This window comes from Paeniglutamicibacter sp. Y32M11, assembly GCF_019285735.1.
Taxonomy (GTDB): Bacteria; Actinomycetota; Actinomycetes; order Actinomycetales; family Micrococcaceae; genus Paeniglutamicibacter.
The window spans coordinates 3,126,878-3,152,160 of record NZ_CP079107.1 but is presented as its reverse complement, the minus strand read 5'-3'; the positions used below and the strand labels follow the sequence as shown (position 1 = coordinate 3,152,160).

Genomic DNA, 25,283 nt, shown 5'->3' with positions numbered 1-25,283 from the left:
CTGCGTATGCCCCCACCGGAGGGACCCGGATCATGATCAAATCTCCCAGCACATCCTTTGATATCACCACCGATCAGCTCGCTCACGCGCTGACGGCTCACGATGATCGAGGGATCGTCTCCGCCCTGGCACCGTTGGATACCACCGAAGTCATCGAACAGTATGAGCGGCTGAACGCCGCCGAGCGCGGACTAGTTTATGCGGCGCTTCGCCCCGAGGTGGCCCAGCACGTTTTTGACCGCCTCGACACCTCACTGCAGGTGGAGATCGTTGAGCAGCTCAGCGAGACCGAAGCCGCAACGGTGTTTGCCTTGATGCGCCCGGATGACCGCGTGGCACTTGCCGATGAACTTCCCGAATCCATGGTGGCCGCGCTGATGCACGGACTGGATGAGCGTTCACGGACACTGACCACGGCCGTGCGCAGCTACCCGCACCGGGCCGTGGGACGCTTTATGAGCCCGGAATTTGTCACCACCGATCCGACACTCGACGCGGGCGCCACCCTGGAACGGGTGCGCGCCAGGCTCGATGACGCGGAGAGCATTTACACCATCCCGGTCATCGATGCGCAGGCACGGCTGATCGGGGTCATCTCCCTGCGCGATGTCCTGCGGGCCGATCCGAGCACAAGCATCAGCTCGATCATGAAGAAGCCACTGAGCGTGGTGGCATCGATGAACGTTGAGGATGCGGCACGGTACTGCGCCGAAACGAAGGTGTTGGTGCTCCCGGTCATTGACGAGGGCGATCGCCTGGTCGGCATCCTGACGGTGGATGATGCGCTGCGGATTCTGGAGGATGCGGAGAGCGAGGACGCTGCACGCTCCGGCGGCAGTGAGCCGTTGCGTCGGCCCTACCTGGCTACCCCGGTGCGTTCGATCGTCAAGGCCCGCGTCGTCTGGCTGTTGGTTCTGGCACTTGGCGCGACGCTCACGGTGAAGGTCATCGGTGCCTTCGAGGCAACACTCGAGGCGCAGGTGGTGCTCTCCTTGTTCATCCCGCTGCTGATTGGCACCGGTGGCAACACCGGGAATCAGGCGGCGACCACCATTACCCGGGCGCTCGCGCTGGGCGATGTCCGTCCCCGAGATGTCTTTAAGGTCTTCACCCGCGAGGTCCGGGTTGGTGCGCTGCTGGGATTGTTGCTCGGATCCCTGGGCTTTGTGATTGCCGCCCTGGCCTTCACCGTGCCCTTGGGCCTGGTTATCGGGTTGACGCTCCTGGGAGTCTGCACCATGGCGGCGAGCCTGGGCGGGTTGATGCCGCTGCTGGGCAAGGCGGTGCGCGCGGATCCGGCGGTATTCTCCAATCCGTTCATCTCCACCTTCGTGGATGCCACCGGCCTGATCATCTACTTCCTGGTCGCCAGCACCATTCTGGGACTGTAGTCACGAGCGGCCCCAAAACCCGAAAATTGAGGTTGATAACGGCGTTTTGGGGACCGCTCGCGGTGCCCTGAGGAGTAAAGCGTACCGACTAAAAACCCTTTTCAACAGCCCCTTTCGGCAAGGCATCAAGCGGTGCTACGGTGAGCAGAAGGATCGATTGGTCACGCGGGCTTCCCCGCGTTGGAAGGAGTTCCCTCATGACATCACGCGCAGGTTCCACAGGAATCGACGCCACGCTTTACCGTCGAGAGGGCCAATGGTGCACGGCCCTGGTAGACGTTTCACTCGGAACAACCGCGGCTCAGGAAGCGGTTGACGCCCTCCCTGAGAAGGTGAGAAAAATCCTCGGTTCGCAGCAGGCAACCGAGGCCGACATTCTTGCACTCACCGAAGTTTTGGTTCCGGCCGCCGGACATGCTTCGCCGGTGGCACGATTTGTGGCGGTAAACAACGGCGAAGTGGTGCTGGATGAAGTGATCAGCGGCTTGAATGTGCAAACCCCCGATATTAATTGTGGACCCTTCCCGAATCTGGTGGCCCTCGCGCGGGCCCGCGGTGGACAGTTCCCCTATCTGGTGGCCGAAGCCAGCAAGGACGGCGGAGAGGTGCGGCTCTACCACTCCTCGGTGAAGGGAGCCGAGGAAAGTCGCGGGGTCACCGGCGATCCCGAGGAAGCACACCACGCCCGCAAGGTTCCGGGACGCTACGATGAACCGAAAAACCAATCCAGCACCGAAGAAATCTGGCGGCGAAATGCCGAGGATCTGGCTCAGCAGATTGATGAGTTGGCCCGAGATCATCAGGTTCGACTGATTGTGCTCGCCGGAGATATTAAGGCCCGCGAATTAGTCGCCAGCAAACTCGGGGCAGCAAACAAGCCGATCACCAGCATTCTTGAGCAACATACCCGCACCGGCGGCGCCGATCAGCGGGCCTTTGCCCAAGCCGTGCAGGAAAAGGTGGATGAGGTGCTGGGCCGAGACCTCCAGGAACTCTCCGCCCGAGTATCAAACCGCAGTGGCAATGGGCGGACCGACCTTGCCCTGGGCTTTGAGAGCGTTGTCGCGGCGCTACAACAGGCGCAGGTGGAAACGGTGTTGGTCAGCGAATACCAGGATGATCAGACGCTGATCGCGCTCAAGGCCGATCCGTGGCTGCTCAGCGAAGAAGCGGAGGACCACGCCGAATTGGTCATTGGTTCCTGGCCGGCTCCGGAGGTGCTGTTGCGTGCGACGGCGCTCACCGACGCCAGCATCCGTTATGTTCCGGCCGGGGTGCTGCCCGGTGGTGTGGGCATCGCGGCGTTGCTGCGCTGGCCGCAGACCGCTCAGGCCAGCGCCTAGGAACCGCGCAACGCATCAACTAGCAAAGGTCCGTAGGTCTTTCGAACCACATGGTTCGAAAGACCTACGGACCTTTGTCGCATCACGTGAAGTGATGCGCACGCTGGCTACTTGGCCAGGACCTCAAGGGCGTGAATGTTCGATTCCATCCAGGTCACGTAATCCGTGTTGTCCGGTAGGGTTTCGGTGAAGTCAACGACCGGCACCTTGGCGCTGGTGGCCTGCTCGCGAATGCGCTCGGTCTGCGGGCTTTGCGTCTGCGTGTTGTAGGCCAGCACATCGATGTCTCCGCCGGTCAGCAGCGTACCCATCTGGTTGAAGGCCTGGGGCGAAATTTCACCGTCACCCTCGATGGATTCGCTCAGCCCCTCCGGGGTTGCATCGCTCATGCCCAGATCTTCGAGCAGGTGGAAGGGGACGGGCTCGGTCATGGCGAAGTGCTTGCCATCCAGCTTCTTCCCCAGACTGGTGAGCTCGGTGCTCAAACCCTTCAGCTTCTGAGTGAGTTCCGCAGCATTGGCCTCGAAGGTGGCTGCTGCCTCCGGCTTCAGCTCGGAGAGATGCTTGGTGATCTCATTGCTGAGCAATTGCATTGACTCGACGTCGTACCAAACATGCTCGTTGTAGGCTGCGTGATTGTGGCCGACATGAGGATCTGCCTCCCCGCCGGTTTCCGCGGATTCGCTGGCCGCGCTGTCCTCGGCGTGGTCGTGACCCTCCTCCTCCTCTTCTTCTTCCACCAGGGCGACGGGCGAAGTATCGACGGCGTTGATGAGCGTTGAGTCATCAATTTTCAGATCCGTGGCCAAAACGTTCATGAATTCGTCGTATCCGCCGCCATTGGCGACCACCAGCTGGGCCTTGGACATGGTGAGCTTGTCGCGGGACGTCGCCTCGTAGGAGTGAGGATCCTTCGCCGCCGAATCGATGATGGGGGTGACCTTGACCTGATCGCCGCCAATCTGCTGGACCAGATCCGCGTACACGGTGGTGCTGGTGACTACCTGGAGTTCTCCGGCTGCCGCGGCGGGAGCTTCCGCGGTACTGGTGTTTCCGCAGGCGGCCAGGGCAAGGGTGCCGGCGATGGCGAGGGGGAGCAGGCGAAGTGTCTGGCGGTTCATGGGCGAGCTATTCCTTTGGAGCGAGTCGTGGACTATCTGCTTACCAGACTAACTTAAACAAGAATCATTTGCATTATCGGTCCGGTGGGTCTGGATCACGAGACCACCGCGACCCGCACCGAGACTAATGCAGGTCGCTGCTCTCAACCTGTAGTGCACGGCGCCCCGATGGCTTGGGAAGCTCCGCCGTCGGCTTGCTTCCGCCGGTTCCGGTGGCCTTGACCGCGGCCACGGCGATCGCCGTGGTGACGGGGATGGCCAGCACCAGACCGATGGAGCCGACCAGAATGCGGATGACCTCCTCGGCCATCTGTCCGGTGGTGAGGGTGTCAATCAGCGGCCTGTTGTACAGGCTAACCAAGACCAAAATCGGTAGGGCGGCCCCCGCATAGGCGAAGGCGATGGTGTAAACGGTCGAGGCGATATGGTCGCGGCCAATGCGCATGCCCGAGGTGAAAAGTTCCCGGGCCGTGGAATGCGGAGCGATCTCCGCCAGTTCCCACACGGCCGATGATTGGGTGATGGTCACATCGTTAAGCACACCCATTCCGGCAATGAGCAGACCACAGAGTAATAGTCCCGAGAGGCTGAGATTCGGCACCACGGTACTGAGCGTCATGGCCGATTCGTCGGTGGCCCCGGTGAGGGCCGCGGCATCCGTTGCCCACACCGCAATGGCGGCGGTGACACCCAAACCGAAGAGCGTCCCCAACAGTGCGGTGGAGGTTCTGGCCGAAAAACCGTGCGCAAAATACAAGGCGGCAAACATCACGACGGTCGAGGTAGTGAGGCCCACCAACATGGGGGATTTGCCCTCCAACAGGGCCGGAACCATGAAGGTGACAATGAAGGTCAAGCCACCGATCAGTCCGGCCAGAGCGCGTAATCCGCGCCAGCGTGCGACCAAGCACACCACCACCGCGTAGAGGATTCCCAGCAGTGCTAACGGCGTGGACCGCACAAAGTCAACAAAGACGTAGGGGGCTCCGGTATTGGAAGCGGTCTGGGACAGATCGAGGTATTTGATCCGGTCACCCTGCTCCAGGGGACGGGACTGCGTGGTCTCCGGCGGCACCTCCATGGGGAACGATGCGCCGCCGGCATCCGGGGAAATGTAGGAGATATCGCAGAGCAGCTCGGTGCCTCCGACGTCTTCTAATCCGGCGCTGGAGAGACATGGTTCATTCACGGTGCGGGTCACCGTCCCGATGGACAGTTCAACCCCCTCGGCCGTGCCATAGGGGTTATCAAGAATCCCGGCCGCGACATTGCCCTGGGGCCACAGCATCAGGGTGGCCACGAACGCCAATATGCCGATGGGGGCCAGCAGGATCCAGAGGATCAGGTTGGCGCGGCGGCGCCGCACCGGGTCAACAAGTACATCTCCATGGTGGTGTCCACCCATAAACGGTTCAGCTCCAGATCGATTGCGGGCCGGATTTTCCCCACGAGAGGCCCAAGAGAACAGTGTAGCGATTCAACAAGAACCGGGGGGCACCACGTGTCTGCGGCTGGTTTTCCACTGGCTCGGGTGCCCGTTCTCAACGTCGTTCCGCGGCGGTCAGTGAAGAACCGTCGCTCGTCATATTTCTCCGAGTCGTTGCCGGTCAGTTCCGGCGACGTGAAAACCTCAGGGTGCGCGCAGCACAAAGAAAATGAAGCTGATGAACGCATCTCTTTCCTTGAGACGATCGGGGACCAGCTCCGCGGGGGCCTCGGTTGAATATGGTGGCTCGCTGATGACTTCGATCCCGAACCCCGCCTTGGCAAAGGCATCGGACATGGCGTGCAAGGGACGGTGCCAATAGGTGAGGACGGCCGGTTGGCCATTAAACGAGTGATCATCCGAGTACTTCGTGAGCTTAAAATAGTCTTGGCCGGGGTTTGTCCAGGGATAGAGGATCGGATGATTTACCGACATGATGAGTCTGCCGCCGGGACGCAGGACACGCCTAATCTCCTGTAGGGCGTTAGACCAGTCGGGCAAATAGTGGAAGACCAACGAGGCGAGGACATCATCAAATGTATCGTCGGCAAACGGAAGCGGTTGCCCCAGATCGGCGACCAATAGTTCTGCGGCATCGCCGACTCGCTTCGTGGCCAGGTTGATCATGCCCTGGCTCGAATCAAAACCACTCACGTGAGCACCGCGTTCAAGCAGCGCTTCGGTCAAGGGACCTGACCCACATCCCGCATCAAGAATTTTACGGTGCCGGACGTTTCCCGCGAGTTTTAACATCGCCGGTCGTTCATAGTATTGATTCATCAGACTTGACTCGTTTTCTTTCGAGTAGTCCTCGGCAAAGGTGTCGTAATCAGTGTTCTGGGACATATTACATTTCCTCCGGGTCGCAACGTGGAAGCCAGCTTTGGTCCGAGGCTAACAGCCCCGAACTGCCAACGGTGCGCGAACCGCCCGCGGGAGATCAATCCCCGGGAGATCCGAAGTTTCTTCCGACAACGTGTACCGGTGCGGTGCGTGGTTTTGTGTCTCCACACTCGCGGAGGTTGGCCTAACGCTGGCGAAAAACGGTATTTTGCCATTGTTTGTGCGCGTCGGTATCGTGCGAAATGAGCACGTGCTTGATGTTCGTGTACTCCTCGAAGGAATAGGCGCTCATATCTTTTCCAAATCCGGAGGCCTTGTATCCACCGTGGGGCATGTCCGAGACGATCGGGATGTGCTCATTAATCCATACGCAGCCGGCCTGGATCTCGGCCGCCGCACGCATGGCCAGATTCACGTCGCGTGTCCACGCCGAGGCCGCCAAACCAAAGGGAGTGTCGTTGGCCAGGGCGATGGCTTCGTCCTCGGTCTCAAAGGGTAGCGCCACCAGGACCGGTCCGAAGACCTCGGCCTGGACAATTTCGCTGTCCTGAGCCGCAGAAGTGATCAGTGTGGGACGGTAGAACGCACCGGGGTGATCCGGTGCCCGGCCGCCGGCCAGGACCGTGGCTCCCGCGGCGCGGGCCCGATCCACCATGGCGGTGACCTTCTCCCGATGGGGGTACGAGATGAGTGATCCCATGTCGGTGTCGGGGTCGGTGGGATCCCCAAGGATCATTGAATTCATGAGCTCGGCGACCCGAGTGGTGAAGGTATCAAAGAGTGAAACGTGCACGTAGGCGCGGGTGGCAGCGGTGCAATCCTGACCGGCATTGATGGTGGATCCTGCCACGGCGCCGTGGGCGGCTGCTTCCACATCGGCGTCCTTGAAGACCACCAGGGGTGCCTTGCCGCCGAGCTCCAGATGCACCCGTTTGCCGGTTTCTGCGGCCATGGCCATGATGTGCCGCCCCACCGCGGTGGATCCGGTGAAGGAGCTCATGACCACCAGCGGGTGACGAACCAATGCCTCACCGATATCTGCTCCCTCACCCACCACAATGTTGATGACCCCCGCCGGGATGCCGGCGGCATGCGCGGCCTCGGCAAAGATCAGCGAGGTCCCGGGGGTCAGCTCGCTGGGCTTGAGCACAATGGTATTGCCGGCGGCGATGGCCGGGAGGATCTTCCAGGCGGCCATCTGTAGCGGGTAATTCCAGGGGGAGATGGAGCCGATGACCCCGATCGCCTCGCGACGGATCATCGAGGTGGAATTTCCGGCATAGTCCCCGGCAGCCAGGCCGGTGAGTTGGCGGGCGGCACCGGCGAAGAAGGTGATGTTATCCAAGGTTCCCGGCACATCAAACTCGGTGGACATCCGGATTGTTTTCCCGCTTTGCCGGGTTTCAAGTTCCGCCAGTTCCTGGCTACGGGCACCGAGCTCCCGGGCAAAATTCAGCAGGTGATCCGCTCGGGCTCCCGGAGTCAGCTTCGACCAGCCGGGGAAGGCAGCTGCCGCCGCGTTCACCGCGTCGTTCAGGTCAGCAAGACTGGCATAGTCGATGCTTCCATCACCGTCCCCGGTGGCAGGGTTGATGCGTTTGACGGTTTTTCCGCCGCCGACGCGGTAGGAACCATCGATGAATTGGTGGCCGGGGGTGCTGGTGCTCATGGGGTATCTTCCGGGGTCAGGCGGGGCGTGAAATAGGCCTTGCGCAGCGGTTCGGTGATGGTCCAGGTGGTTCGCATCCCGGCCTCCAGGCGCATGATGGTTCCCGGGAGAAGCTCGGCGGTGCGTGCCGGGTGTCCATTGAAGGGCTCAATAAGTACCCTGCCGTGGCCGGCGATGACCACAAAGATCTCATCAGCCTCCACGTCTTGCATGGACCCGAGCGACATTTCCCAGATCCCAAATTCGCAACCTGCCAGGGATCCCAATTCCACCGTGGCGGTGGTGGTTCCGGCGGTTAGGACATCATCGGTGGGCTTTTGGTGCTCCATGGGTACCTTGTTGATGAGCAGCGCTTGGCCGCCGAGCAGGGGTGGGAAGGGTTCGGGGATCATGAGTCGAACCCCATGCCCACCGCGTCCATGACCTTCAAGAACGGGCCACGTTTGCCTTGCTGTCGATCGGCCTTGGCCAGGGCATGAGTCATGAGTTTCACGCCCAGCCAGGCAGCTGGTTCCGGTGGGAACGGCAAGGGTTTTTTCCTCACCATCGCCAGCTGGATCAGTTCGGTGGTGTCCCCGGAGAGCAGATCCAACATGACGCGGGCACCAAATCGGGTAGCGCCAACACCCAGACCGGTGAATCCGGCGCAGTAGGCAACCCGCCCGTCATGGGAGGTATCAAAGAAGGCGAAGAAACGGCTGCAGGTGTCGATGGCCCCGCCCCATGCGTGGGAGAAGGAGATGCCTTCAAGTTGTGGGAAGGTGCCGATGAAGTGGGCGGCCAGCTTCCGGAAGGTTTCATCGTGCCGGTCATGCTCGGGGTTCACCTCACGCCCGTAGTGGTACACGGCGTCGTAGCCCCCATAAAGGAGTCGCCAGCCGCCGTTCTCATCAACGGTGGGCCGAGAGTAATGGAAACGATTGCTCAAATCTGCCAGGCCGATGTCCTGGCTCCACCCGATGGACTCACGTTGGGCAGCCGTCAGTGGTTCGGTCATCAACGCGTAGTCGTAGACCGGGATGGTGTGTAGGCGGTGCCGTTTGTGTAGGGATGGGAAGGCGTTGGTGGCCAGTGCCACGCGTTGGGCTCGGATACGTCCGGCCCTGGTGTGGACCTGAATAAAATCGGCGGTGGAGGTGAGGTCCTCGCCGCTGGTGTGTTCAAAGATTTTGACGCCCAGTTCCAGTGCGACCCGGCGCAAACCCCAGGCGAGCTTGGCAGGATGCACCAGCACCGTGCCGTCCTTCTCCCACAAGCCGGCCTTAAAGAGCGGGGAATTGATCAGTTCCCGGGTGGCTGCGGCATCCAAGACCCGATCTGCCCCTTGGGTATCTGCTTCCTCGTGCAGCCAGGGGACCTGGTGCTCCTCGGTGGCCACATTGAGCACTCCGCCGAGTCTTAGATCGCAGTCGATGTCATAGCGTCTGATGGTGTTGATGAGGTCGGCAAGATTTTCGGTGCCAAGCTCGGTCAGTCTGGCATTTTCCGCCGGGAGGTGTTTTTCCCCGTTGGATTCTCCGTGTACCAAGGAGGCCTCGCAGAAGCCGCCGTTGCGTCCCGAGGCAGCCCAACCGATGCGTTGGGCCTCGATGAGCACCACCTCGCGGTCGGGTTGTGCCTCCTTGGCCAGCAGTGCCGTCCACAATCCGGTGTAGCCGCCACCAATCACCAACAGGTCGGTGGTGATGAAGCCCTCGAGGGCTGCTAATGCCTCGGGGCGTTGTGAATGCTCCAACCAATAGGGGGAGTAGTGAGTTGATTGCAGTGCAGCGTCGACGGTTGAACTGCTCACCGTGGATTCGAAGCGCTCGTAGGAGACGGGGGTGGTGCCAGCTGCGGAGGTGGTGAGTTTCATGAGGTAACGGGAGTTCCATTCCGAGGATTCGAGCAATGGTTCTGGGGTGCGGGAGCAGCGTCGATCTTTGCGGCAGGATGGTGATCAGCCCAACGAAGGATCATCCGGCTAGCACCTCTAATGCCTCTGGTGTGTTCCTGTTCATAAAATCGCAGTCCGATCGTAAAGTCAACGGTGTTGACTTTACGATCGGGTCAAGGAAACCTAACAGCATGGATCAAAAAGAAGGTGTGCCGACGGTACCGCGCCGCCGCGCCCAGGGCCTCGGCCGCGAAAGGATCCTCGAAGCATGCCTGTTCCTGGCCACCGGAACAACTCCCGATGCTCTGTCTTTCCGCAAAATCGGCAAGGAACTCGGTGCCGATCCCACGGCGCTCTATCGCCACTTCGCCAATAAGGACGAACTGCTGCTCGCGCTCGCCGACAAGGTGATCACCATGGGCATGATCGGGTACGTCCCGTCACCCGACTGGAAAGAATCACTGCGGGATTTGATGGAGCGCATCCGGGCCAGCTTCCTGCAATACCCTCAGGTCGCGACGCTGGCTGCCTTACGCGTGACGGGGCAAAGCGGTGAACTTCAATTTGTCGAAGCCATGCTCAGCGCGCTGACGCGAGCTGGTTTTTCACGGCACGAAGCGGCACCGGTGTTCCGCGCCTGTGGTGACTTCATGCTGGCCTGGACCGGTTTTAGTGCGGGTCTGATGCTTCTGGGACAAAAATCAGAGCAGGACGATGCGGCTTGGGTGAGCAGCTATGACCGGGTGGCCGAACACGATTTCCCCCTGGCCGTCGCGTCCGTGCGGGAAATGGCCGCGGTGCAGGACGAAGAGAACTATCGATTCGCACTCGACCTTCTGCTGGGAGGGATCGCCGCCCGGTTGCAACACTGACGGTGGGGAGAACCGGAAAATGACATCCGGTTCTCCCCACCCAAGGTGCGCTGTTACCTCGGTGAGCGGTAGGTGCGGCCGTTGCTCGCTCGGGAGATTCGCAGCCCCAAGGAGCAGAGCATGACCAGTACCAATTCGGCTGCCGCCACACCCAACATCGCGGCGGCACCGGATCCCGCCGCCACGTCACCGGCACCGTGGTGATGTTCGTGAACACCCAGTGCCATAAAGGTGTGCGTGATGGCCATGAGCGCCGACATCACCAGTAGCTGAGTCAGTGCCACGGGATGGTTCCAGGCTCGATGCGCGCACTTCAGGCAGATCAGCACCATGATGCCCAATAGTGTTCCGACCCAGAGACCGTGAGGAAAGAGCAGCAGAAGCCAGAGGTGCAGAACGGACATGAGCGCGGCAAATACCGCGAGCAGACGCACGAACACCATCGCGCGCGGCAGCCGGGTGACCCGGGTTGTGGAAACGATCCGCGCTGTGGACCACGTCGCGGCGGTAACGTGCGTACTCACGACACCGCTACTAGCTGTGGCAGGACTTGGTGGTTGCCGGTGCCGGAACGTCAAGCACCGGGGACCGGTCGAAGAATCCCTCGGGACGCAGCTTGAAGCCCACGGTGTCCACCGGCATGATGGGCCAGTCCTCGGGGCGTGGGAAGTGAGTGAGCCCGAAGGTGTGCCAGAGGACCACGTCCTCACCATCGATGTTGCGATCGGCCTTGACCCATTCGGGCAACCCGCCCCCACCGGCATGCTGGTTCACGAAGTCGCCGGTCGGGTAACGTTGGTCCGCCGTTGCCGGGGTCACCCACAGGGCCTTGGAGGCAAAGGTGGCGCGGCGGTGGATCGATGACCCCTCATCGGCCAGCAGTGTGGGGTTACCCGCCGGGTGCAGCTTGTAGCCCACCGGATGTCCCAGCCGGTTAGTGGATTCCGGGTTGGTGATGACCCAGGTGCGTCCCTTGGAGCCATCGGCATCACGGATCGCCTCGGACTCACGCGCCAAAAGGGTGCGCTGGCGGGAGAAGGCATTGCCCCGCAGATTGTCCGGGCCGGTGGCAAGGCGCACCACGTCTTCCTCCTCAACACGTCCGGGACCGGAATCGAGGGCAAAGTCGAGCCGGGCACCAAAAAGATGCTGGTGGTAGGGGGCGCCGAGCCCGGGTGCAATTTCGGAGGCATAGGGAGTTTGGCCCTCGGGCAGTGCGCTGGTGAAGACGATGCCGGTAGCCTTGGCCTCAAATTCGATGGTGCCATCAAGGTAGAGGTACCAGTAGAAACCGTAATCGTAGTTGCCGATGGTGGTGAAGAAGGAGATGACCAAGCGGCGGTTGCGTCGGGTGTAGTTGATTCCGGTCCACAGATCCGAGTGCTTGGCCAGGATCGAGTAGTCCTCCTCGTGCATGCAAATGCCGTTGCGGATGCTGCGGGCCTCACCGCGGGCGTTGGAGACCACGGGGGAGATGTAGTGGATTTCGCCCAGGCAGTCACAGCCCAATTCCAGAGAATTGGCGAACTGGCCCACCAGGTACTCGCCGGTGTCGAAGTAGTTCTGCCAGCTGCGCACCGGGGATGGATCCCCATACGGGACAACCATCTCGGCGATGGAGGCGCGATTTAGAATGCGGCGTGGGGCGCCCTTGTCTTCGAAGGAAATGTTGTGCAGCACCAGGCCTTCGCGTACATCGAAGCCCACATCAAGGCTCCATTTTTCCCATTCGACGTGATTGCCGTCGGTGACGCTGAAGCTGGGACCCTCGGGCTGGGTGATGGAGATGGGTTTTTGGGTGGTCCTCAGTTCACCGGTCAATTCCGGGTCGGTGTAGTTGCCGTGCTCGGTGGGAATTGGCACGACGCCGAGATCAATGACCTGATCCACGGTGCGGTTGGTAACATCCACGTAGCCGACCAACCCGTCCACCGGATGCGCCCAGGCAGAATCCTGCGGGTGCTCCTGCATGAAGGCCAGACCGCGCAGAATCCGCCGACCGGATTCCTCCGGGTACTCAAAAACGCCGGCGGAGAGCGGTGCCACACGAACCGTCGTCACATCGAGGTTGCGTTTGGCCAGCGCCTCGAGCCAGCGCGGGTCTTTGGCCAGCAGCTGCTCCACGACCTCGAATTCCTCTTCCAGCACCGGCAGTTCGCCACTGGTGGCAGTATCCAACTCGATCACGGATTCGATGGCGCCGGTGGTCACCGAGATGACGACGTCCTTGGGCTGGGCACCGGCGACATCTAGGAGGAAGACGCGGAAACGGCGGTCGATCGTCGAACTATCACGTTGCGGATCTTCCAGACCAAGATAGGCGATTCGGGCCGAATCGGGGAAGTGTCCGGCAGCGGCCAGGATCTCCCTGACGGTTGAGATTTCCTCTTCGGTGGCCAGCATGTAGGCACCCATTGTGGTGCGCGGGGCCGTGACGTTTTCGAGGGTCATCGTGGTGCCTTTCGGAAGGGTGCCCGGGGGTATTGAATCGCAGATTCCGTGACCTAAGCCACTTTTATATTCTCTGCTTGTAGAGAATAACCATGATTGGCCTCCGTGGCAAGGGGTCCGGGTTTCGCGGCGTGATGTTCCGAGGGGGCCGACGTCGTCCGTAGGATGGGAGATATGCCCAAGATTGTTGATCATGACGCCCGCCGACTTGAACTCGTTGAGGTCACCTGGCGAGTCATCGCCCACCGTGGTTTTGACGGGGTGACTTTACGAGACGTCGCCGCCGAGGCAGGCTTTGCCAATGGGGCGCTGAAGCCGTACTTCCCAACCCGCGCGAGTTTGATGCGCGCAACCTTTACCCACGTCTTCGGGCGCACCAATGCCAGAGTTCGGGCCTCAACGGAGGGTCTCATGGGCCTCGAGGCGCTTGCCGCATTCGCCACGGAGGTTTTGCCCCTGGATGAGGATCGACTTGACGAGGCCCGGGTGGTCATCCCGTTTTGGCAGAGTGCCATCCACGAACCGGATTTTGCCGCGCTCAATGACGAAGCCATGGCACAGTGGCGAACTTGGATTAAGGGATGGATCGCGCAGGCGAGCGCTTCGGGGGTCCTGCGCGCGGAGGTGGTTCCGGATTCCGCTGCCGAATCGCTGCTGACCTTCCTGCTGGGTTCCCAGGTGGTGGCGGTTCTGGACGCGCGCTTCAATGACCCCGTGCAATTGCGCGCTCAGTTGGGACATCAGCTTTCACTGCTACGCGCGAACTGAGTGCCAAGACAAATTTAAAACCTACAACGAGAGAAAAAACGTGACTTTGGGTGTTTTTGCGCGTACATTGACTCAAATGTGATGCCGTTCACCTCCCTTGTGTTGGAACCCGTTGAGGGATGTGAGCGATATTGGGGAAAGGTCTCTCGCTCATGTATCAGATGCAACACGTTGAATCCTTTGGTGACTGGAAGTCGTTGGTCTCGCGCGCCTTCGTTCCGCTGACCAGTGAACCGGTGCGAGCAGGCGCCTTTGCCGGCAGCATCGCTGGCAACCAATTCGGTTCCGTTGGAGTGATGGAAGTTGAAGCCACCGCGCATACGGTGAGGCGCACAGAGGAACTGTTGGCCACCGGGGGAGCGCCCCAATTCAAATTGAACCTTCAGCTCAGCGGGCATGGAATCCTGCTGCAGGACGGACGCGAAACCGTGCTCCGCCCCGGACAATTGGCGATTTACGATACACAGCGCCCCTACACCTTGGTCTTCGAAGAGAACATCAAAACCCTGGTGCTTATGTTTCCCCAGCAACAGCTGGGACTTCCCGTGGCACAAATCCGCGAGATGACTGCCACCTCCATCGGTGCCGAGCATCCCTTAGGTCGTGCCATTGCTCCCTTTTTGGGACAGCTGGCTAGTTTGTTGCCTCAGCTGCAGGACCCTGTGGGACAGCGACTGGCCGCCAACGCAGTGGACCTACTCAGCACGTTGCTCGCTGCCGAACTTCACGAGCGCGATGACCTCGTGAGTGACGCGTCTCAGCGCCAGTTTCGGATCATCCAGGGGTACATTGATACCCATCTTGCCGATTCTCAGTTGTGTCCCGGGTCAATCGCCGACGCTCACTTCATTTCCCTGCGTAGCCTTCACAAGATCTTTGCCGAATCTGGGCACACCGTCTCCGAATGGATCCGAACTCGACGTCTTGAACACTGCCGACGCGACTTGAGTGATCCCTTCCAGCACCACGTGCCGGTGGGAGCGGTGGGTGCGCGCTGGGGATTACCCGATGCTGCCCACTTCAGCAAGGTTTTCCGAGCCACCTACGGTAGCTCTCCTTCGGCATTCCGAGCCCAATCCTGACTACGGTGTGGGTGCTGAGCCGGGGAACGGCGCAATGCTGCACGATTCGCCTATAGCTGCTCGCGCAAAGACAAGCGCTAGGCACCCCACGAAGCGCACGCTGGTACAAAGACGCTTCAAGGAGGAAATTCCCATGGCAGCATTCACCGCACCACCCAACACCGAGGCTCCGAGCCTCGGTAAGAGAACACTCGGGGTGCCGTCGCTGGTCTTCATGATCATCGCGGCCTCGGCACCACTAACGGTGGTGGCAGGTGGCATCACCAGCAACTACGCCGTCACCGGGGTGCTGGGCATCCCGCTCTCCTTCGTCGTGCTCGGGCTTGTCCTGCTGATTTTCGCCGTCGGATACACCGCCATGAGCCAACATGTGCGTAATGCCGGTGCCTTTTACGCCTACGTAGCCAGGGGCCTTGGCAAGGCGGCGGGAATCGGTGCCGCCTGGGTCGCCTTGATCAGTTACAACGCCATGCAAATCGGCATTTATGGCCTCTTCGGATTCGCTCTTTCATCCTTTCTCGCCGGAACCTTCGCCCTGAACCTCCCCTGGTGGGCCTGCGCCCTCATCGGGTGGGCGATTGTCGGAGCGTTGGGTGTAAATAAGGTCGATCTCTCGGCCAAGCTGCTGGGCATCGTGGTGGCCTGCGAATTCCTGGTGGTTGTTGTCTACGACGTACTCGCAGTAAAGGTCGCACCCGAAGGGGTGAGCACCGCGTCGCTGGAACCTGCCAGCTTGTTCACCGCCGGAATCGGCGCCGCGCTGTCCTTCAGCATTGCTGCCTTCATGGGCTTTGAATCGGGAGCCATCTATGGCGAAGAGGTCAAGGACCCCAAAAACACTCCGCGCCGCGCCACCCTGATCGCTGTGGGAATCATCGCGGTCTTCTATGCGGTGTCCGCTTGGGCCATGGCCGTGGGCGAAGGCGATTCTGCCGTGGTGGGTAGGTCGGCTGAATTTGGCCCGGATCTGGTCTTCGTCTTCCTGTCCGACCATGTTCCAACGTGGTTCGTGGACCTGGGTAACGTCCTGTTCATCACCAGCCTGTTGGCAGCACTGATCGCATTCCACAACGTGGTGGCCCGTTACCTGTTTTCACTGGGTCGCGAGGGCGTGATGCCGCGGGTCTTGGCCCACACCAACCCTCGCACCCATGCACCGATGGCCGGGTCCTTGACCCAAAGCGCCTTGGCGCTGATCGTCCTGGCGATCTTTGCGCTCATTGGAGCCGGAAAAGATGTGATGTTCCCGGTGGTGACGCTCTTTACCTGGCTCACCAACATGGGGGCCTTTGGTCTGGTCATGCTCATGGCACTAACGTCCTTCGCCGTGATCGGCTACTTCCGCAGTGAGCCGCACGGTCTGGGTCCCTGGGCCGCGCAGGTGGCACCGCTGATTGCCGGAGTGCTGCTCAGCGTGCTCTTTGTCGCCATCCTGATGAACTTCGATGTGCTGATCGGGCTGCAGGAAGCCAGCATCCTCGGCTGGTTACTGCCGGTAATCGTGGTGCTGCCCGGGATCTTGGGGGTGTTCTGGGCCCTGCGGCTCCGCAAGCGCCGCCCAGAGGTCTACGCACGAGTGGGCCGCGGCGGTGATCTCTAATACCAACTAGCGCTTAGCGAAGAGTGGGGGTTAAACGAAACCGGTGCGCAGCAGCCGCTGCGCACCGGTTGTGCTGCGTGGTCCGAGCCGCACCACGACGAGGTTTACTTTTCGGCCCGCTGGATATTGGCCTGTTCGGTGAGTACGTGTTCGGCGATGCTCTTCTCCTCGGGGGCGAAAGCATAAACCTTCTGCGCAACGGTGGACACCCACCACTTGCCGCATAAATGCGTGGCACGAGACTCTTGTCCGGTGGGCCACCAGTCCGCGGCGAGCAAGGGAATTTGATACTGCTGCTGCACCACGGCAGCTAGGCCCTTGGCATCTCTGGGTTCTTCATGATTAAGACCTGCGGTGAGCTCATTGACCGATGGCTTGCCAGCAACGGTGATCTTCGTGCAGGTCTCGGGCAACGCTCCGCTGTAGTTCAGGCGCAGGATTCGTTCGTTGCCCGTGGTTCGCACCATTTCCTTGATATCCGAGGCCTCGTCCGGGACCCACAAGGGGAGGGTGCCCTTTTCTTTGCCCTCGGCGCCGGTGGTGAAATCGTGGCTGGTGCGTTTGTCGTACTTTGACTCGATTCCCAGGGCGCTGCAGCCGCTCAGGGCAAGTGCTGCAACGATGGCCGTGATCCCCAAGGCAAGGGTCTTGGGGGTGCCGGGAATCGAGGTGAAAGTGGTGGACGTCGTTTTCATAATTTCAGCCTATGTAGGGACGGGTGCGCGCCGCATCGGAGGAGGGGTGCACATCTGCGAAGAAAAATGGGACCTAGGGTGGAGAAAAGAACTCCGGGGGACCGGTCTGGAGTACCAGCAGCGAGGAATTGAATCAACGCTGAGTCAGCGTCAGTTTCACGGCATGGTGCCCATCTTCGCTGGCGGCAAGATCCCCGAGTACTGGGATTCCTAGAGCGTCAAAGGAGACGTCAACGCCGTATCCCCGAATACCGTTTGCATCCGTGAGGTCAACCTTCGCCGTTGAGCCATTCCATAACGTCATCGACACATCGCTGACCACGTAACGCATTTGGACGTTTGCCACAAGGTTGGCAGCAGAACTCTTCCACCCCACGGCGGCAATCACAACGCAGAGCAGCACCAGCAGAAGTCCGAATCCGGCGAGACCGGACTCGATGCCGATATCGCGACGACGCACGTAGGTTCGAGAGTTCTCGGTGTCCTTACGGTATTTTCTGAGCCGATATAGCGCATGCATCCCCAGCGGGACGGCAAAAACCGTCAGGATGACGGCCACGGCAAGAAGAATCTGCGGTGTTACGAAGTCGATGGGTTGGTACATTTCACCATGCTAACAACTGTATGGTTTTCGTGGCATCGACCTTAAGACGTATTTCTGGCGGTTCGATGAAATGTGTCTTGCTGTGCCTTAGGCTCATTAAAAGAGTCGTGAAGGTGCGAGGTAAAAACCCCTTGCCACCTCATACGTTTACCACGAGGGCGGAGAAACCCCTGATGAAAAAGTTCGGGACAAAACAGGCGTTGGCACCCATACTGGTGCTTGGTCTTGGGACTCTGCTGGCCGGCTGCACCACGTTGACCGATGAAGCGCCGGAGCCAACGGTGTCCGCGCCAGTCACGACACCACCGGCGCCCACAATCGAAGCAGCCCCCGAATGGAAATCTACGCAGTTCGTGGATATCACGACCGGTGCTGCCGTCCTCAAACCATTAGCCGGGCATCAGGCTGTTCTCGAGACCATGGGTTCGGGCGACGCAAGTTCCGCCACGGATTCGATGCCGCAGGGTGAAACCTTCGTGATGTGGACCTGCTCGGGAACCGGTCCGATCTCCATCGGCACGAGTGACGGCGCACGGACCGACGCCGAGTGCAGCGACAGTGACGTCGGTCAAATACATATGAGTAGCTTCGTGAATCACGACGAGGGGGAGTTCGAGGTGGAAGTTACAGCCGATCCCCGGGCGAGGTGGCACGTGCTGGTGACCCAGGAGGAAGCCAAGGGCTAGCGTGGCACGCAGACGAGTGGCCGCATCCGGAAGTCCATTTCCGGATGCGGACACTATCGGTTGTGAGGAGAAGTGAGCTGTTAGTCGGTCACAAACGTGTCGGCAACATCCAGAGCCTCATCCAACATCGCTAGACCGGTACGCAGATCCGCGTCGCTGATGTTCAGTGGTGGGACCACATGGATGCGGTTGAAGTTCACAAACGGCAAGATGCCTGCCTTCTTCAGCGCAGCTGTCACGGCGGACATGGCCGGCGATGATCCTCCGTAGGGTGCCATGGGCTCGCGGGTCTCACGATTGGTGACTAGTTCCACCGCCCAAAAACAGCCGGTCCCGCGCACGTCCCCCACGGACGGGTGCTTGGCCATGAGCTCGGCGAGGACCGGGCCGATGATCCGCTCACCGAGGCGCGCAGCATTTTCCACCATGGATTCGTCCTTCATGGCATTGATGGTGGCCACCGCCGCGGCGCAGGCCAGCGGGTGCCCCGAATAGGTCAGCCCACCGGGGTAGGGACGCTCACGGAATGTTTCAAAGATCGCGTCGGAAATCGCCACACCACCCAAAGGAACGTAGCCGGAGTTCACTCCCTTGGCGAAGGTGATCAAATCAGGGGTGATATCCCAGTGGTTGATGGCGAACCACTTGCCGGAGCGGCCGAAGCCGGCCATGACCTCATCGGCGATGAAGATGATGCCGTACTTGCGGGTCAGCGTCCGCACGCCCTCCATGTAGCCGGCCGGCGGGACATAAATGCCGGCGGTACCGGGGATGGATTCTAAGATCAGTGCCCCAATATTTGCCGCTCCCTCGAGGGTAATCAGATCCTCGAGATGGCGCAGCGCGCGCTCGGTTTCCTCGGCCTCCGTGGTGGCGGCAAAGTACGAACGATAGGGGTAAGGAGGCATGAAGTGCACCACCCCGGAATCTCCCCGGTCATTGGGGAAGCGGCGGGGATCCCCGGTCGCGTTGATCGCTAATTGGGTACCTCCGTGATAACTACGGTAGGCGGCCAGCACCTTGTGCTTACCGGTGTGTAGACGGGCCATGCGAATGGCATGCTCCACCGCATCGGCCCCACCATTGGTGAAGAACACATGATTCAAATCCCCGGGTGTCAGCTCTGCGATCAGCCGGGCTGCCTCCGAACGGGCATCGTTCACATGCTGCGGAGCAATGGTGCACAACTTACCCGCCTGCTCCTGGATGGCGGCAACGACCTGGGGATGTTGATGGCCAATGTTGGTGTTCACCAGTTGGGAAGAGAAATCCAACAGTTTGTTGCCCTCCCCGTCCCAGACCCAGGAGCCTTCGGCCTTCAGGATGGTCATGGGGTTAAACGGTCCCTGGGCCTGCCAGGAATGAAAGACGTGCTGGCGGTCCAGCTCGTGGGCGCGTTTCCCGGCGGCGATCTGTTCCGCGGTGATGGAATCGGTGGCTGCAGCTGTGCTCATGATGGATCCTTCCACAAGGGTGGGGTTAGACGTTCTGCGGGAAGCCGAGGTTCAGCCCGCCATGGCTGGGATCCAGCCAGCGGGAGGTGACGACCTTACCGCGGGTGAAGAAGTTCACGCCCTCGGAGCCATAGGCGTGGGCGTCACCAAAGAGCGAGTTCTTCCATCCGCCAAAGGAGTAGTAGGCCATCGGAACCGGGATGGGCACGTTAATGCCGACCATGCCGACCTGAATCTCATTCTCGAAGCGGCGGGCAGCCCCACCGTCGTTGGTGAAGATCGCCGTGCCGTTGCCATACGGGTTGGCATTAATGGTCTCAATGCCCTCATCGAAGGAATCCACACGCACCACCGAGAGAACCGGGCCGAAGATCTCATCGGTATAGATCGACATGTCGGTGCTGACGTGATCAAAGAGCGTCGGATTCAGGAAGAATCCATCACCCTCGGCATCCGGATCCACCGTCCGACCATCCAACACCATGGTGGCGCCGGCTTCCTCGCCGGCGTCGATGTAGCCGGCAACCTTGTCCCGGTGGGCCGCGGTCACCAACGGGCCCATATCGCAGCCGCGCATCCCATCACCCACACGCAGCGTGGCTGCACGCTCGGCAATCTTGGCCACCAGTTCATCGGCGATCGAATCGATGGCCACGATCGCGGAGATGGCCATGCAGCGCTCGCCGGCGGCACCGAAGCCCGCGTTCACCGCGGCATCGGCGGCCAGATCCAGGTCCGCGTCGGGCAATACCAGCATGTGGTTCTTCGCCCCGCCCAGGGCCTGGACCCGCTTGCCGTGCGCGGTGCCGGTGACATAGACGTACTGGGCGATCGGGGTGGAACCCACGAACGAGACCGAGGCGACGCGCGAATCGGTCAGCAGGGTATCGACGGATTCCTTGTCCCCGTGGACCACATTGAAGACGCCGTCGGGAAGCCCCGCTTCCTTCCAGAGCTCGGCCATCCACTGCGCTGCCGTCGGGTCCTTTTCGCTGGGCTTGAGGATGACGGTGTTGCCGGCGGCGATGGCGATGGGGAAGAACCACATCGGGACCATGGCCGGGAAGTTGAAGGGGGAGATGATTGCGGCAACGCCCAGGGGTTGACGGATGGAGTGCACGTCGATCTTGGTGGAGGCATTTTCCGTGTAGCCGCCCTTGATCAGGTGCGGGATGCCGCAGGCGTACTCCACTACTTCCAGCCCGCGGGCAATCTCGCCCATGGCGTCATCAAGGACCTTGCCGTGTTCGGCGGTGATGATGGCAGCGAGTTCACCCTTGCGCTGGTTCAGCAGCTCGCGGTAGTTGAACAGGATCTGCGAGCGACGGGTCAGTGAGGTGTCGCGCCAGGCGGGGAACGCGGCGTGGGCCGCGGCGATGGCTTCCCCGGTGGTCGCCGGGGAGGCCAGAGCCACGCGTGAAGAGACCTTGCCGGTAGCTGGATTCATCACGTCGGCAAAACGGGAATCGGCAGGGACGTCCAGCATGGTTCCGTTGATCCAGTGGGAGAGGGTCTGCATGGCGTGTGAGCCTTTCAAAGCGGGGAAAATCGGTATTGAGTCAATTGTGTCGCCCGGAACACCCCCACAACACCGTCAACCTGTAACGTCTTATGGTCAAAGAAATACACTTTGTCTATGACTACCGCCGCCAGCCAGCTGAAGCCCGCGATTTCCGGGACCGTGAGCATAACCCGGGTCCTTGACCTGCCCGCTGTTGCCGCGGGGGAACCCGAGGTGCTGGGCGGCGAAGACCTATTGGGAACCGCCGTGCGTTGGGTGCACGTGGCCGAGACGCCCGATCTCGCCGAACTGCTCTCCGGTGGGGAGCTGGTATTGACCACGGGCATGGCCTTCGGCGAGGCCGGGGCCGGGGTTGCTGGATTCCTGGCTCAGGTGCGGGCAGCGGGTGCGGCCGGGCTCATCGTCGAATTGGTAACGGGGGCGGCCAACGATCGTGATGCCTCCGTCGCCGCGTTGCGGCAGCTTGCGCGGCACAGCGATTTTCCCGTCATCTTGTTAAGGCGACGCGTGCGCTTTGTTGAGATCACCGAGGTGGTGCACCGGATGTTGGTCGCGGACCAATTTGCGGCGCTGGAACGATCGCGGATGATCCACGAGGTCTTCACCGCACTGAGTCTGCAGAACGCGACAGAGGACGGGATCGTGGCACGGGCCGCCGAACTTATTGGGGCACCGGTGGTCCTTGAAGACGTGGCCCACCTGGTCTTGAGTTTTGCGTCGGGCCCGAGTCTCGATGCTGCGTTGCTTTTCCACTGGCCCGAACGTTCGCGCCGGGTCGGGTACCTGGATAGCACCGGCCGCGGCGCCGGGGAGGAAAGCTGGCTCCAGACCCCGGTCGGCATCCAGGGACAACGCTGGGGCCGACTCGTGGTTCCCGGCGAACTGGAGACGGACGAGGATGCGGCCATGGTGCTCGAACGCGCCGGGCAGACGCTGTCCATCGCCCGACTGGCCGGACGCGATCAAAAGGAATTGCTGCACCAGGCCAGGGCGGGACTGCTGCACGAACTTCGCCAGCAGCACGCCCTCGGGGAGAACGAGGTGCTGATCCGCGCCGGCGCCCTCGGGCTGGCCGAGTCTGCGCACTACGTTCCGATGGTATTCCGGCTGGATGAACGGCCTGATCAAACGCCCACGGGTGTGCAGCTGCGCGAGCGCGCTCTCTTGGACGCCCTGAACGCCGTGATGAATTCGGCCAGGACCACCGCCCTGGCCGCTAGTTTGCAAAGCGGCCAGATTGGCATGCTGCTGGGTGTAGGTGCCAAACAACTGGAGGAGCCGCTGCTGGAGCGGATCTGCCGACAGCTGGCACGGGAGCAGGACGTCGTGGACTGGTCGGTCGGTGTGGGGCGCGGGCACAAGAACCTTTCGGAGGCTGCTCACTCGCTGGCCCAGGCGGCCCAGGTGGCCGAGACCGTGGCAACCTTCGACACCCGGGCCCGGCCCTTCTACCGCTTTGCCGACGTGCGACTGCGCGGACTGCTGGCGCTGATGCACGAGGATCCGCGCCTGAAGTCCTTTGCCGAGGCAGAGCTGGCCGGCATCCTGGACCCGCTCGATGAACCCGCCCTCGACTTGCTCGGCCTCTACCTGAAGCATGGCGGCAACAAGTCGGCGCTGGCCCGCACCGGGTTCCTCAGTCGGCCCGCACTTTATGCTCGGCTGGAAAAACTTCAGGACAAGCTCGGGGTCTCCCTCGATGACGCCGAGTCGCGGACCTCCCTGCATGTTGCGTTACTGTGGCGCTCCTTGGCCGGGGCCTAGCTGGGCGGTATTGTCCTGACGGCTAGTCGCCGTAGGGGCGCCGCATATCGGGCATGCGCTCGGTGGACCACTGCGCGATCCATTCGCCGGTGCCTTCCGAGGTATCCACGACGCCAGCTTCTAGCCAGGTGAAGTCCCCGGCGAGAACCTTTTTGGACAACTTCCGATCGGTTGTGTCGCTGTTCGCCCACAGGTCCCGGAAGAGGGTTTCGCAGCGGTGCTCGGACTGTTCGCAGAAGGCCAGGGCCAGCAGCTCGGCCGAGTTCGCGTTGGCCGGGTCGCTCGTGCGCATGAGTTCCACGCGGGAGATGCAGGCGGCCATGGCAAAGAGCTCGGCACCCAGATCAACCACCCGGCCCAGGAACACCTGGTGGTTTTCCATGGCGGCCTGCCAGGTGGCCATTCCGGCGAAGGTATGCCTGGCCAACCGGCGCGAGGCTCGCTCAATAAAGCGCAGGTGCTTGGCCAGCCGACCGTGCTGCGCATAGGAATTGGGCAGCAGCCCCGAGCCCACGGCCAGTTTGGGTAGCCATCTGGCGTAGAAGCCGGAGGCACCCACCGCCGCCTTGGCCTTGGCCGCCATATCGGAGTCCTTCTCTGCCAGTGCGCCCGCCGCCTTCAGGTGGGCATCCACCGCCTCACGGGCGATCAGCAGGTGCATGATCTCGGTGGAACCCTCGAAGATGCGGTTGATGCGTAAATCTCGTAAGAGTTGCTCCACCGGGACAGCTCGTTCACCGCGAGCCCGCTGCGAGGCGGCCGTCTCATAACCACGTCCGCCGCGGATCTGCAGTAGCTCGTCGGCGATCTTGTAGGAAACTTCCGAGGAGAAAAGTTTTGCCAGTGCCGCCTCGATCCGTACGTCCTTCATTCCGGCGTCGGCCAGCGAAGCGGAAAGCTCGAAGACCGCTTCAAGCGCGAAGGTACTCGCGGCAATGTAGGCGATCTTCTGACCCACTGCCTCATGTTTGCCCACGGGCTTGCCCCATTGGATCCGGGCGTTGGACCATTCTCGGGCAATCTTCAGGGACCATTTTCCCGCACCGGCACACATCGCAGGTATCGAAAGTCGACCGGTGTTCAGCGTGCTCAGGGCAATTTTGAGGCCCGAGCCTTCCTTGCCCAGACGGTTCTGGGCCGGCACCACCACATCACGGAAGCGGGTGACGCCGTTTTCTATGCCGCGTAGGCCCATAAAGACGTTGCGATTCTCCACAAGGATGCCGTCTGAGTCGGCTTCCACCACAAAGGCGCTGACGCCGCCGCGGGCGGTGGTTCCATCCGCTAGTTGGTGGGCGGGCACCGCCGCCATGACCACCAGCAGCTCGGCCACCACCCCGTTAGTCGTCCAGAGCTTGGCGCCGTTGATGATGTAGCTGCTGCCGTCCGCCGAAAGCGTGGCGGTGGTGCCCAACCGGGCGGGGTCGGAGCCGACGTCATTTTCGGTCAGCAGGAAGGCCGAGATGGCACCCTCGGCGCAACGGGGGAGGAACGCCTGCTTCTGCGCATCGGTGCCAAACATCTTGACGGGCTCCGGAACACCGATGGATTGGTGGGCTGAGAGCAGGGCCCCCAGGCTCGGGCTAAGGGTGCCCAGCAGCATCAAGGCTCGTCCATAGTCGGCCAGGTTCAAGCCAAGGCCGCCGTATTGAACCGGAATTTTCATGCCGAAGGCTCCGACCTCGCGCAGGGCTTTGATGTACTCGTCCGGTATCCTGGCTTCGCGCTCGATGATGGTCGGGTCAAAGCCCTTGATGGTCGCACGCAATCGAATCATGAAGGCTGCCCCGCGTGCTGCCGCCTCGGGGTCGGGGGTAGGGTGCGGGTGAATCAGCTCCCAGTCAAAGGTCCCCATGTACAGGCCCTTGGCGAAACTTGGCCGATCCCACTGTTGCTCGCGGGCAGCCTCCGCCACCTGGCGCGCCACCTTCTCATCAACGCGGTGACCAAAATGAGTCTCATCAATGCTCATGGAATTTCCCCCTGGTTGAAAACCAAGGACCTGCCCTGCGGACTGACAAGCCCCGACGTGTTGCGCCCAGCCTAGCCGTGGATG

Annotated in this window: 21 protein-coding genes; 8 read left to right on the top strand and 13 right to left on the bottom strand. The window is 61.4% G+C overall.

The genetic code is table 11. From position 1 onward, the window contains the following. Window positions 1-32 precede the first annotated feature (32 nt). Entirely contained in the window at window positions 33-1,391 is a 1,359-nt protein-coding gene (gene mgtE, locus KUF55_RS13990) for a magnesium transporter (protein ID WP_218816972.1), read from the top strand. Window positions 1,392-1,588: 197 nt separating this feature from the next. Then, complete coding sequence (locus KUF55_RS13985; protein WP_218816971.1) at window positions 1,589-2,734, top strand: hypothetical protein; 1,146 nt, start codon at window positions 1,589-1,591, stop codon at window positions 2,732-2,734. A gap of 107 nt (window positions 2,735-2,841) precedes the next feature. On the opposite strand, the gene KUF55_RS13980 is transcribed toward KUF55_RS13985, so the two are convergent. The 6 genes from KUF55_RS13980 to KUF55_RS13955 form a co-directional block, all read right to left on the bottom strand. After that, entirely contained in the window at window positions 2,842-3,855 is a 1,014-nt protein-coding gene (locus tag KUF55_RS13980) for a metal ABC transporter solute-binding protein, Zn/Mn family (RefSeq protein WP_218816970.1), read from the bottom strand. Between the two features lie 124 nt (window positions 3,856-3,979). Further along, a complete protein-coding gene (locus KUF55_RS13975; RefSeq protein ID WP_218816969.1) occupies window positions 3,980-5,260 on the bottom strand; it encodes a YibE/F family protein in 1,281 nt (426 codons plus the stop codon). A 225-nt stretch (window positions 5,261-5,485) separates the two neighbouring features. Then, on the bottom strand, window positions 5,486-6,187 hold the full coding sequence (locus KUF55_RS13970; protein WP_218816968.1) for a class I SAM-dependent methyltransferase: 702 nt from the start codon (window positions 6,185-6,187) through the stop codon (window positions 5,486-5,488). A gap of 181 nt (window positions 6,188-6,368) precedes the next feature. After that, complete coding sequence (locus KUF55_RS13965; protein ID WP_218816967.1) at window positions 6,369-7,853, bottom strand: gamma-aminobutyraldehyde dehydrogenase; 1,485 nt, start codon at window positions 7,851-7,853, stop codon at window positions 6,369-6,371. Next, entirely contained in the window at window positions 7,850-8,245 is a 396-nt protein-coding gene (locus KUF55_RS13960) for a cupin domain-containing protein (RefSeq protein WP_218816966.1), read from the bottom strand. The genes KUF55_RS13965 and KUF55_RS13960 overlap by 4 nt, the downstream gene beginning before the upstream one ends. After that, window positions 8,242-9,708, bottom strand: coding sequence for an FAD-binding oxidoreductase (locus tag KUF55_RS13955; RefSeq protein WP_218816965.1), 1,467 nt, complete (start codon window positions 9,706-9,708; stop codon window positions 8,242-8,244). Before KUF55_RS13955 ends, KUF55_RS13960 begins: the two co-directional genes overlap by 4 nt. A gap of 80 nt (window positions 9,709-9,788) precedes the next feature. On the opposite strand from KUF55_RS13955, the gene KUF55_RS13950 reads away from it, so the two are divergent. Then, the gene (locus KUF55_RS13950; protein ID WP_218816964.1) at window positions 9,789-10,601 is read left to right on the top strand and encodes a TetR/AcrR family transcriptional regulator; all 813 of its coding nucleotides are present in this window, start codon (window positions 9,789-9,791) and stop codon (window positions 10,599-10,601) included. A gap of 53 nt (window positions 10,602-10,654) precedes the next feature. Here KUF55_RS13950 and KUF55_RS13945 read toward each other — a convergent pair whose 3' ends face one another. Further along, window positions 10,655-11,125 carry a hypothetical protein gene (locus KUF55_RS13945; protein WP_218816963.1) on the bottom strand — a complete coding sequence of 157 codons (471 nt, stop codon included), beginning with the start codon at window positions 11,123-11,125 and terminating at the stop codon, window positions 10,655-10,657. 10 nt (window positions 11,126-11,135) lie between these two features. Continuing rightward, entirely contained in the window at window positions 11,136-13,052 is a 1,917-nt protein-coding gene (locus KUF55_RS13940; RefSeq protein ID WP_218816962.1) for a primary-amine oxidase, read from the bottom strand. Between the two features lie 174 nt (window positions 13,053-13,226). On the opposite strand from KUF55_RS13940, the gene KUF55_RS13935 reads away from it, so the two are divergent. From KUF55_RS13935 to KUF55_RS13925, 3 genes are all read left to right on the top strand, one after another. Then, on the top strand, window positions 13,227-13,820 hold the full coding sequence (locus KUF55_RS13935) for a TetR/AcrR family transcriptional regulator (protein WP_218816961.1): 594 nt from the start codon (window positions 13,227-13,229) through the stop codon (window positions 13,818-13,820). Window positions 13,821-13,972: 152 nt separating this feature from the next. After that, entirely contained in the window at window positions 13,973-14,902 is a 930-nt protein-coding gene (locus tag KUF55_RS13930) for a helix-turn-helix domain-containing protein (protein WP_132359261.1), read from the top strand. 133 nt (window positions 14,903-15,035) lie between these two features. Continuing rightward, window positions 15,036-16,502 carry an APC family permease gene (locus KUF55_RS13925; protein ID WP_218816960.1) on the top strand — a complete coding sequence of 489 codons (1,467 nt, stop codon included), beginning with the start codon at window positions 15,036-15,038 and terminating at the stop codon, window positions 16,500-16,502. Between the two features lie 104 nt (window positions 16,503-16,606). Here KUF55_RS13925 and KUF55_RS13920 read toward each other — a convergent pair whose 3' ends face one another. Next, window positions 16,607-17,197 carry a hypothetical protein gene (locus KUF55_RS13920; protein ID WP_218816959.1) on the bottom strand — a complete coding sequence of 197 codons (591 nt, stop codon included), beginning with the start codon at window positions 17,195-17,197 and terminating at the stop codon, window positions 16,607-16,609. 133 nt (window positions 17,198-17,330) lie between these two features. Further along, window positions 17,331-17,801 (bottom strand): hypothetical protein, encoded by a 471-nt coding sequence (locus KUF55_RS13915; RefSeq protein WP_218816958.1) that lies wholly within the window; start codon window positions 17,799-17,801, stop codon window positions 17,331-17,333. Between the two features lie 173 nt (window positions 17,802-17,974). Here KUF55_RS13915 and KUF55_RS13910 point away from each other — a divergent pair, with 173 nt between their 5' ends. Beyond that, window positions 17,975-18,487, top strand: coding sequence for a hypothetical protein (locus KUF55_RS13910; RefSeq protein ID WP_218816957.1), 513 nt, complete (start codon window positions 17,975-17,977; stop codon window positions 18,485-18,487). A gap of 80 nt (window positions 18,488-18,567) precedes the next feature. Here the strand turns inward: KUF55_RS13910 and KUF55_RS13905 are convergent, their stop codons facing one another. Together KUF55_RS13905 and KUF55_RS13900 are read right to left on the bottom strand one after the other, a co-directional pair. Further along, complete coding sequence (locus KUF55_RS13905) at window positions 18,568-19,941, bottom strand: aspartate aminotransferase family protein (RefSeq protein WP_218816956.1); 1,374 nt, start codon at window positions 19,939-19,941, stop codon at window positions 18,568-18,570. A 25-nt stretch (window positions 19,942-19,966) separates the two neighbouring features. Beyond that, window positions 19,967-21,460: a CoA-acylating methylmalonate-semialdehyde dehydrogenase gene (locus KUF55_RS13900; protein WP_218816955.1), complete on the bottom strand. Its 1,494-nt coding sequence runs from the start codon at window positions 21,458-21,460 to the stop codon at window positions 19,967-19,969. 117 nt (window positions 21,461-21,577) lie between these two features. Between KUF55_RS13900 and KUF55_RS13895 the strand changes: the two genes are divergently transcribed. Beyond that, window positions 21,578-23,227, top strand: a complete 1,650-nt coding sequence (locus tag KUF55_RS13895) for a PucR family transcriptional regulator ligand-binding domain-containing protein (protein ID WP_218816954.1) — start codon at window positions 21,578-21,580, stop codon at window positions 23,225-23,227. Window positions 23,228-23,249: 22 nt separating this feature from the next. Here KUF55_RS13895 and KUF55_RS13890 read toward each other — a convergent pair whose 3' ends face one another. Continuing rightward, window positions 23,250-25,199: an acyl-CoA dehydrogenase family protein gene (locus tag KUF55_RS13890; RefSeq protein ID WP_218816953.1), complete on the bottom strand. Its 1,950-nt coding sequence runs from the start codon at window positions 25,197-25,199 to the stop codon at window positions 23,250-23,252. Between the last annotated feature and the right edge of the window lie 84 nt (window positions 25,200-25,283).

Bases quoted from the DNA above. Each gene is read 5' to 3' on its own strand.
- mgtE (WP_218816972.1), top strand. From the start codon at position 33: ATGATCAAATCTCCCAGCACATCCTTTGATATCACCACCGATCAGCTC.
- KUF55_RS13985 (WP_218816971.1), top strand. From the start codon at position 1,589: ATGACATCACGCGCAGGTTCCACAGGAATCGACGCCACGCTTTACCGT.
- KUF55_RS13980 (WP_218816970.1), bottom strand. From the start codon at position 3,855: ATGAACCGCCAGACACTTCGCCTGCTCCCCCTCGCCATCGCCGGCACC.
- KUF55_RS13975 (WP_218816969.1), bottom strand. From the start codon at position 5,260: ATGGGTGGACACCACCATGGAGATGTACTTGTTGACCCGGTGCGGCGC.
- KUF55_RS13970 (WP_218816968.1), bottom strand. From the start codon at position 6,187: ATGTCCCAGAACACTGATTACGACACCTTTGCCGAGGACTACTCGAAA.
- KUF55_RS13965 (WP_218816967.1), bottom strand. From the start codon at position 7,853: ATGAGCACCAGCACCCCCGGCCACCAATTCATCGATGGTTCCTACCGC.
- KUF55_RS13960 (WP_218816966.1), bottom strand. From the start codon at position 8,245: ATGATCCCCGAACCCTTCCCACCCCTGCTCGGCGGCCAAGCGCTGCTC.
- KUF55_RS13955 (WP_218816965.1), bottom strand. From the start codon at position 9,708: ATGAAACTCACCACCTCCGCAGCTGGCACCACCCCCGTCTCCTACGAG.
- KUF55_RS13940 (WP_218816962.1), bottom strand. From the start codon at position 13,052: ATGACCCTCGAAAACGTCACGGCCCCGCGCACCACAATGGGTGCCTAC.
- KUF55_RS13935 (WP_218816961.1), top strand. From the start codon at position 13,227: ATGCCCAAGATTGTTGATCATGACGCCCGCCGACTTGAACTCGTTGAG.
- KUF55_RS13930 (WP_132359261.1), top strand. From the start codon at position 13,973: ATGTATCAGATGCAACACGTTGAATCCTTTGGTGACTGGAAGTCGTTG.
- KUF55_RS13925 (WP_218816960.1), top strand. From the start codon at position 15,036: ATGGCAGCATTCACCGCACCACCCAACACCGAGGCTCCGAGCCTCGGT.
- KUF55_RS13920 (WP_218816959.1), bottom strand. From the start codon at position 17,197: ATGAAAACGACGTCCACCACTTTCACCTCGATTCCCGGCACCCCCAAG.
- KUF55_RS13915 (WP_218816958.1), bottom strand. From the start codon at position 17,801: ATGTACCAACCCATCGACTTCGTAACACCGCAGATTCTTCTTGCCGTG.
- KUF55_RS13910 (WP_218816957.1), top strand. From the start codon at position 17,975: ATGAAAAAGTTCGGGACAAAACAGGCGTTGGCACCCATACTGGTGCTT.
- KUF55_RS13905 (WP_218816956.1), bottom strand. From the start codon at position 19,941: ATGAGCACAGCTGCAGCCACCGATTCCATCACCGCGGAACAGATCGCC.
- KUF55_RS13900 (WP_218816955.1), bottom strand. From the start codon at position 21,460: ATGCAGACCCTCTCCCACTGGATCAACGGAACCATGCTGGACGTCCCT.
- KUF55_RS13895 (WP_218816954.1), top strand. From the start codon at position 21,578: ATGACTACCGCCGCCAGCCAGCTGAAGCCCGCGATTTCCGGGACCGTG.
- KUF55_RS13890 (WP_218816953.1), bottom strand. From the start codon at position 25,199: ATGAGCATTGATGAGACTCATTTTGGTCACCGCGTTGATGAGAAGGTG.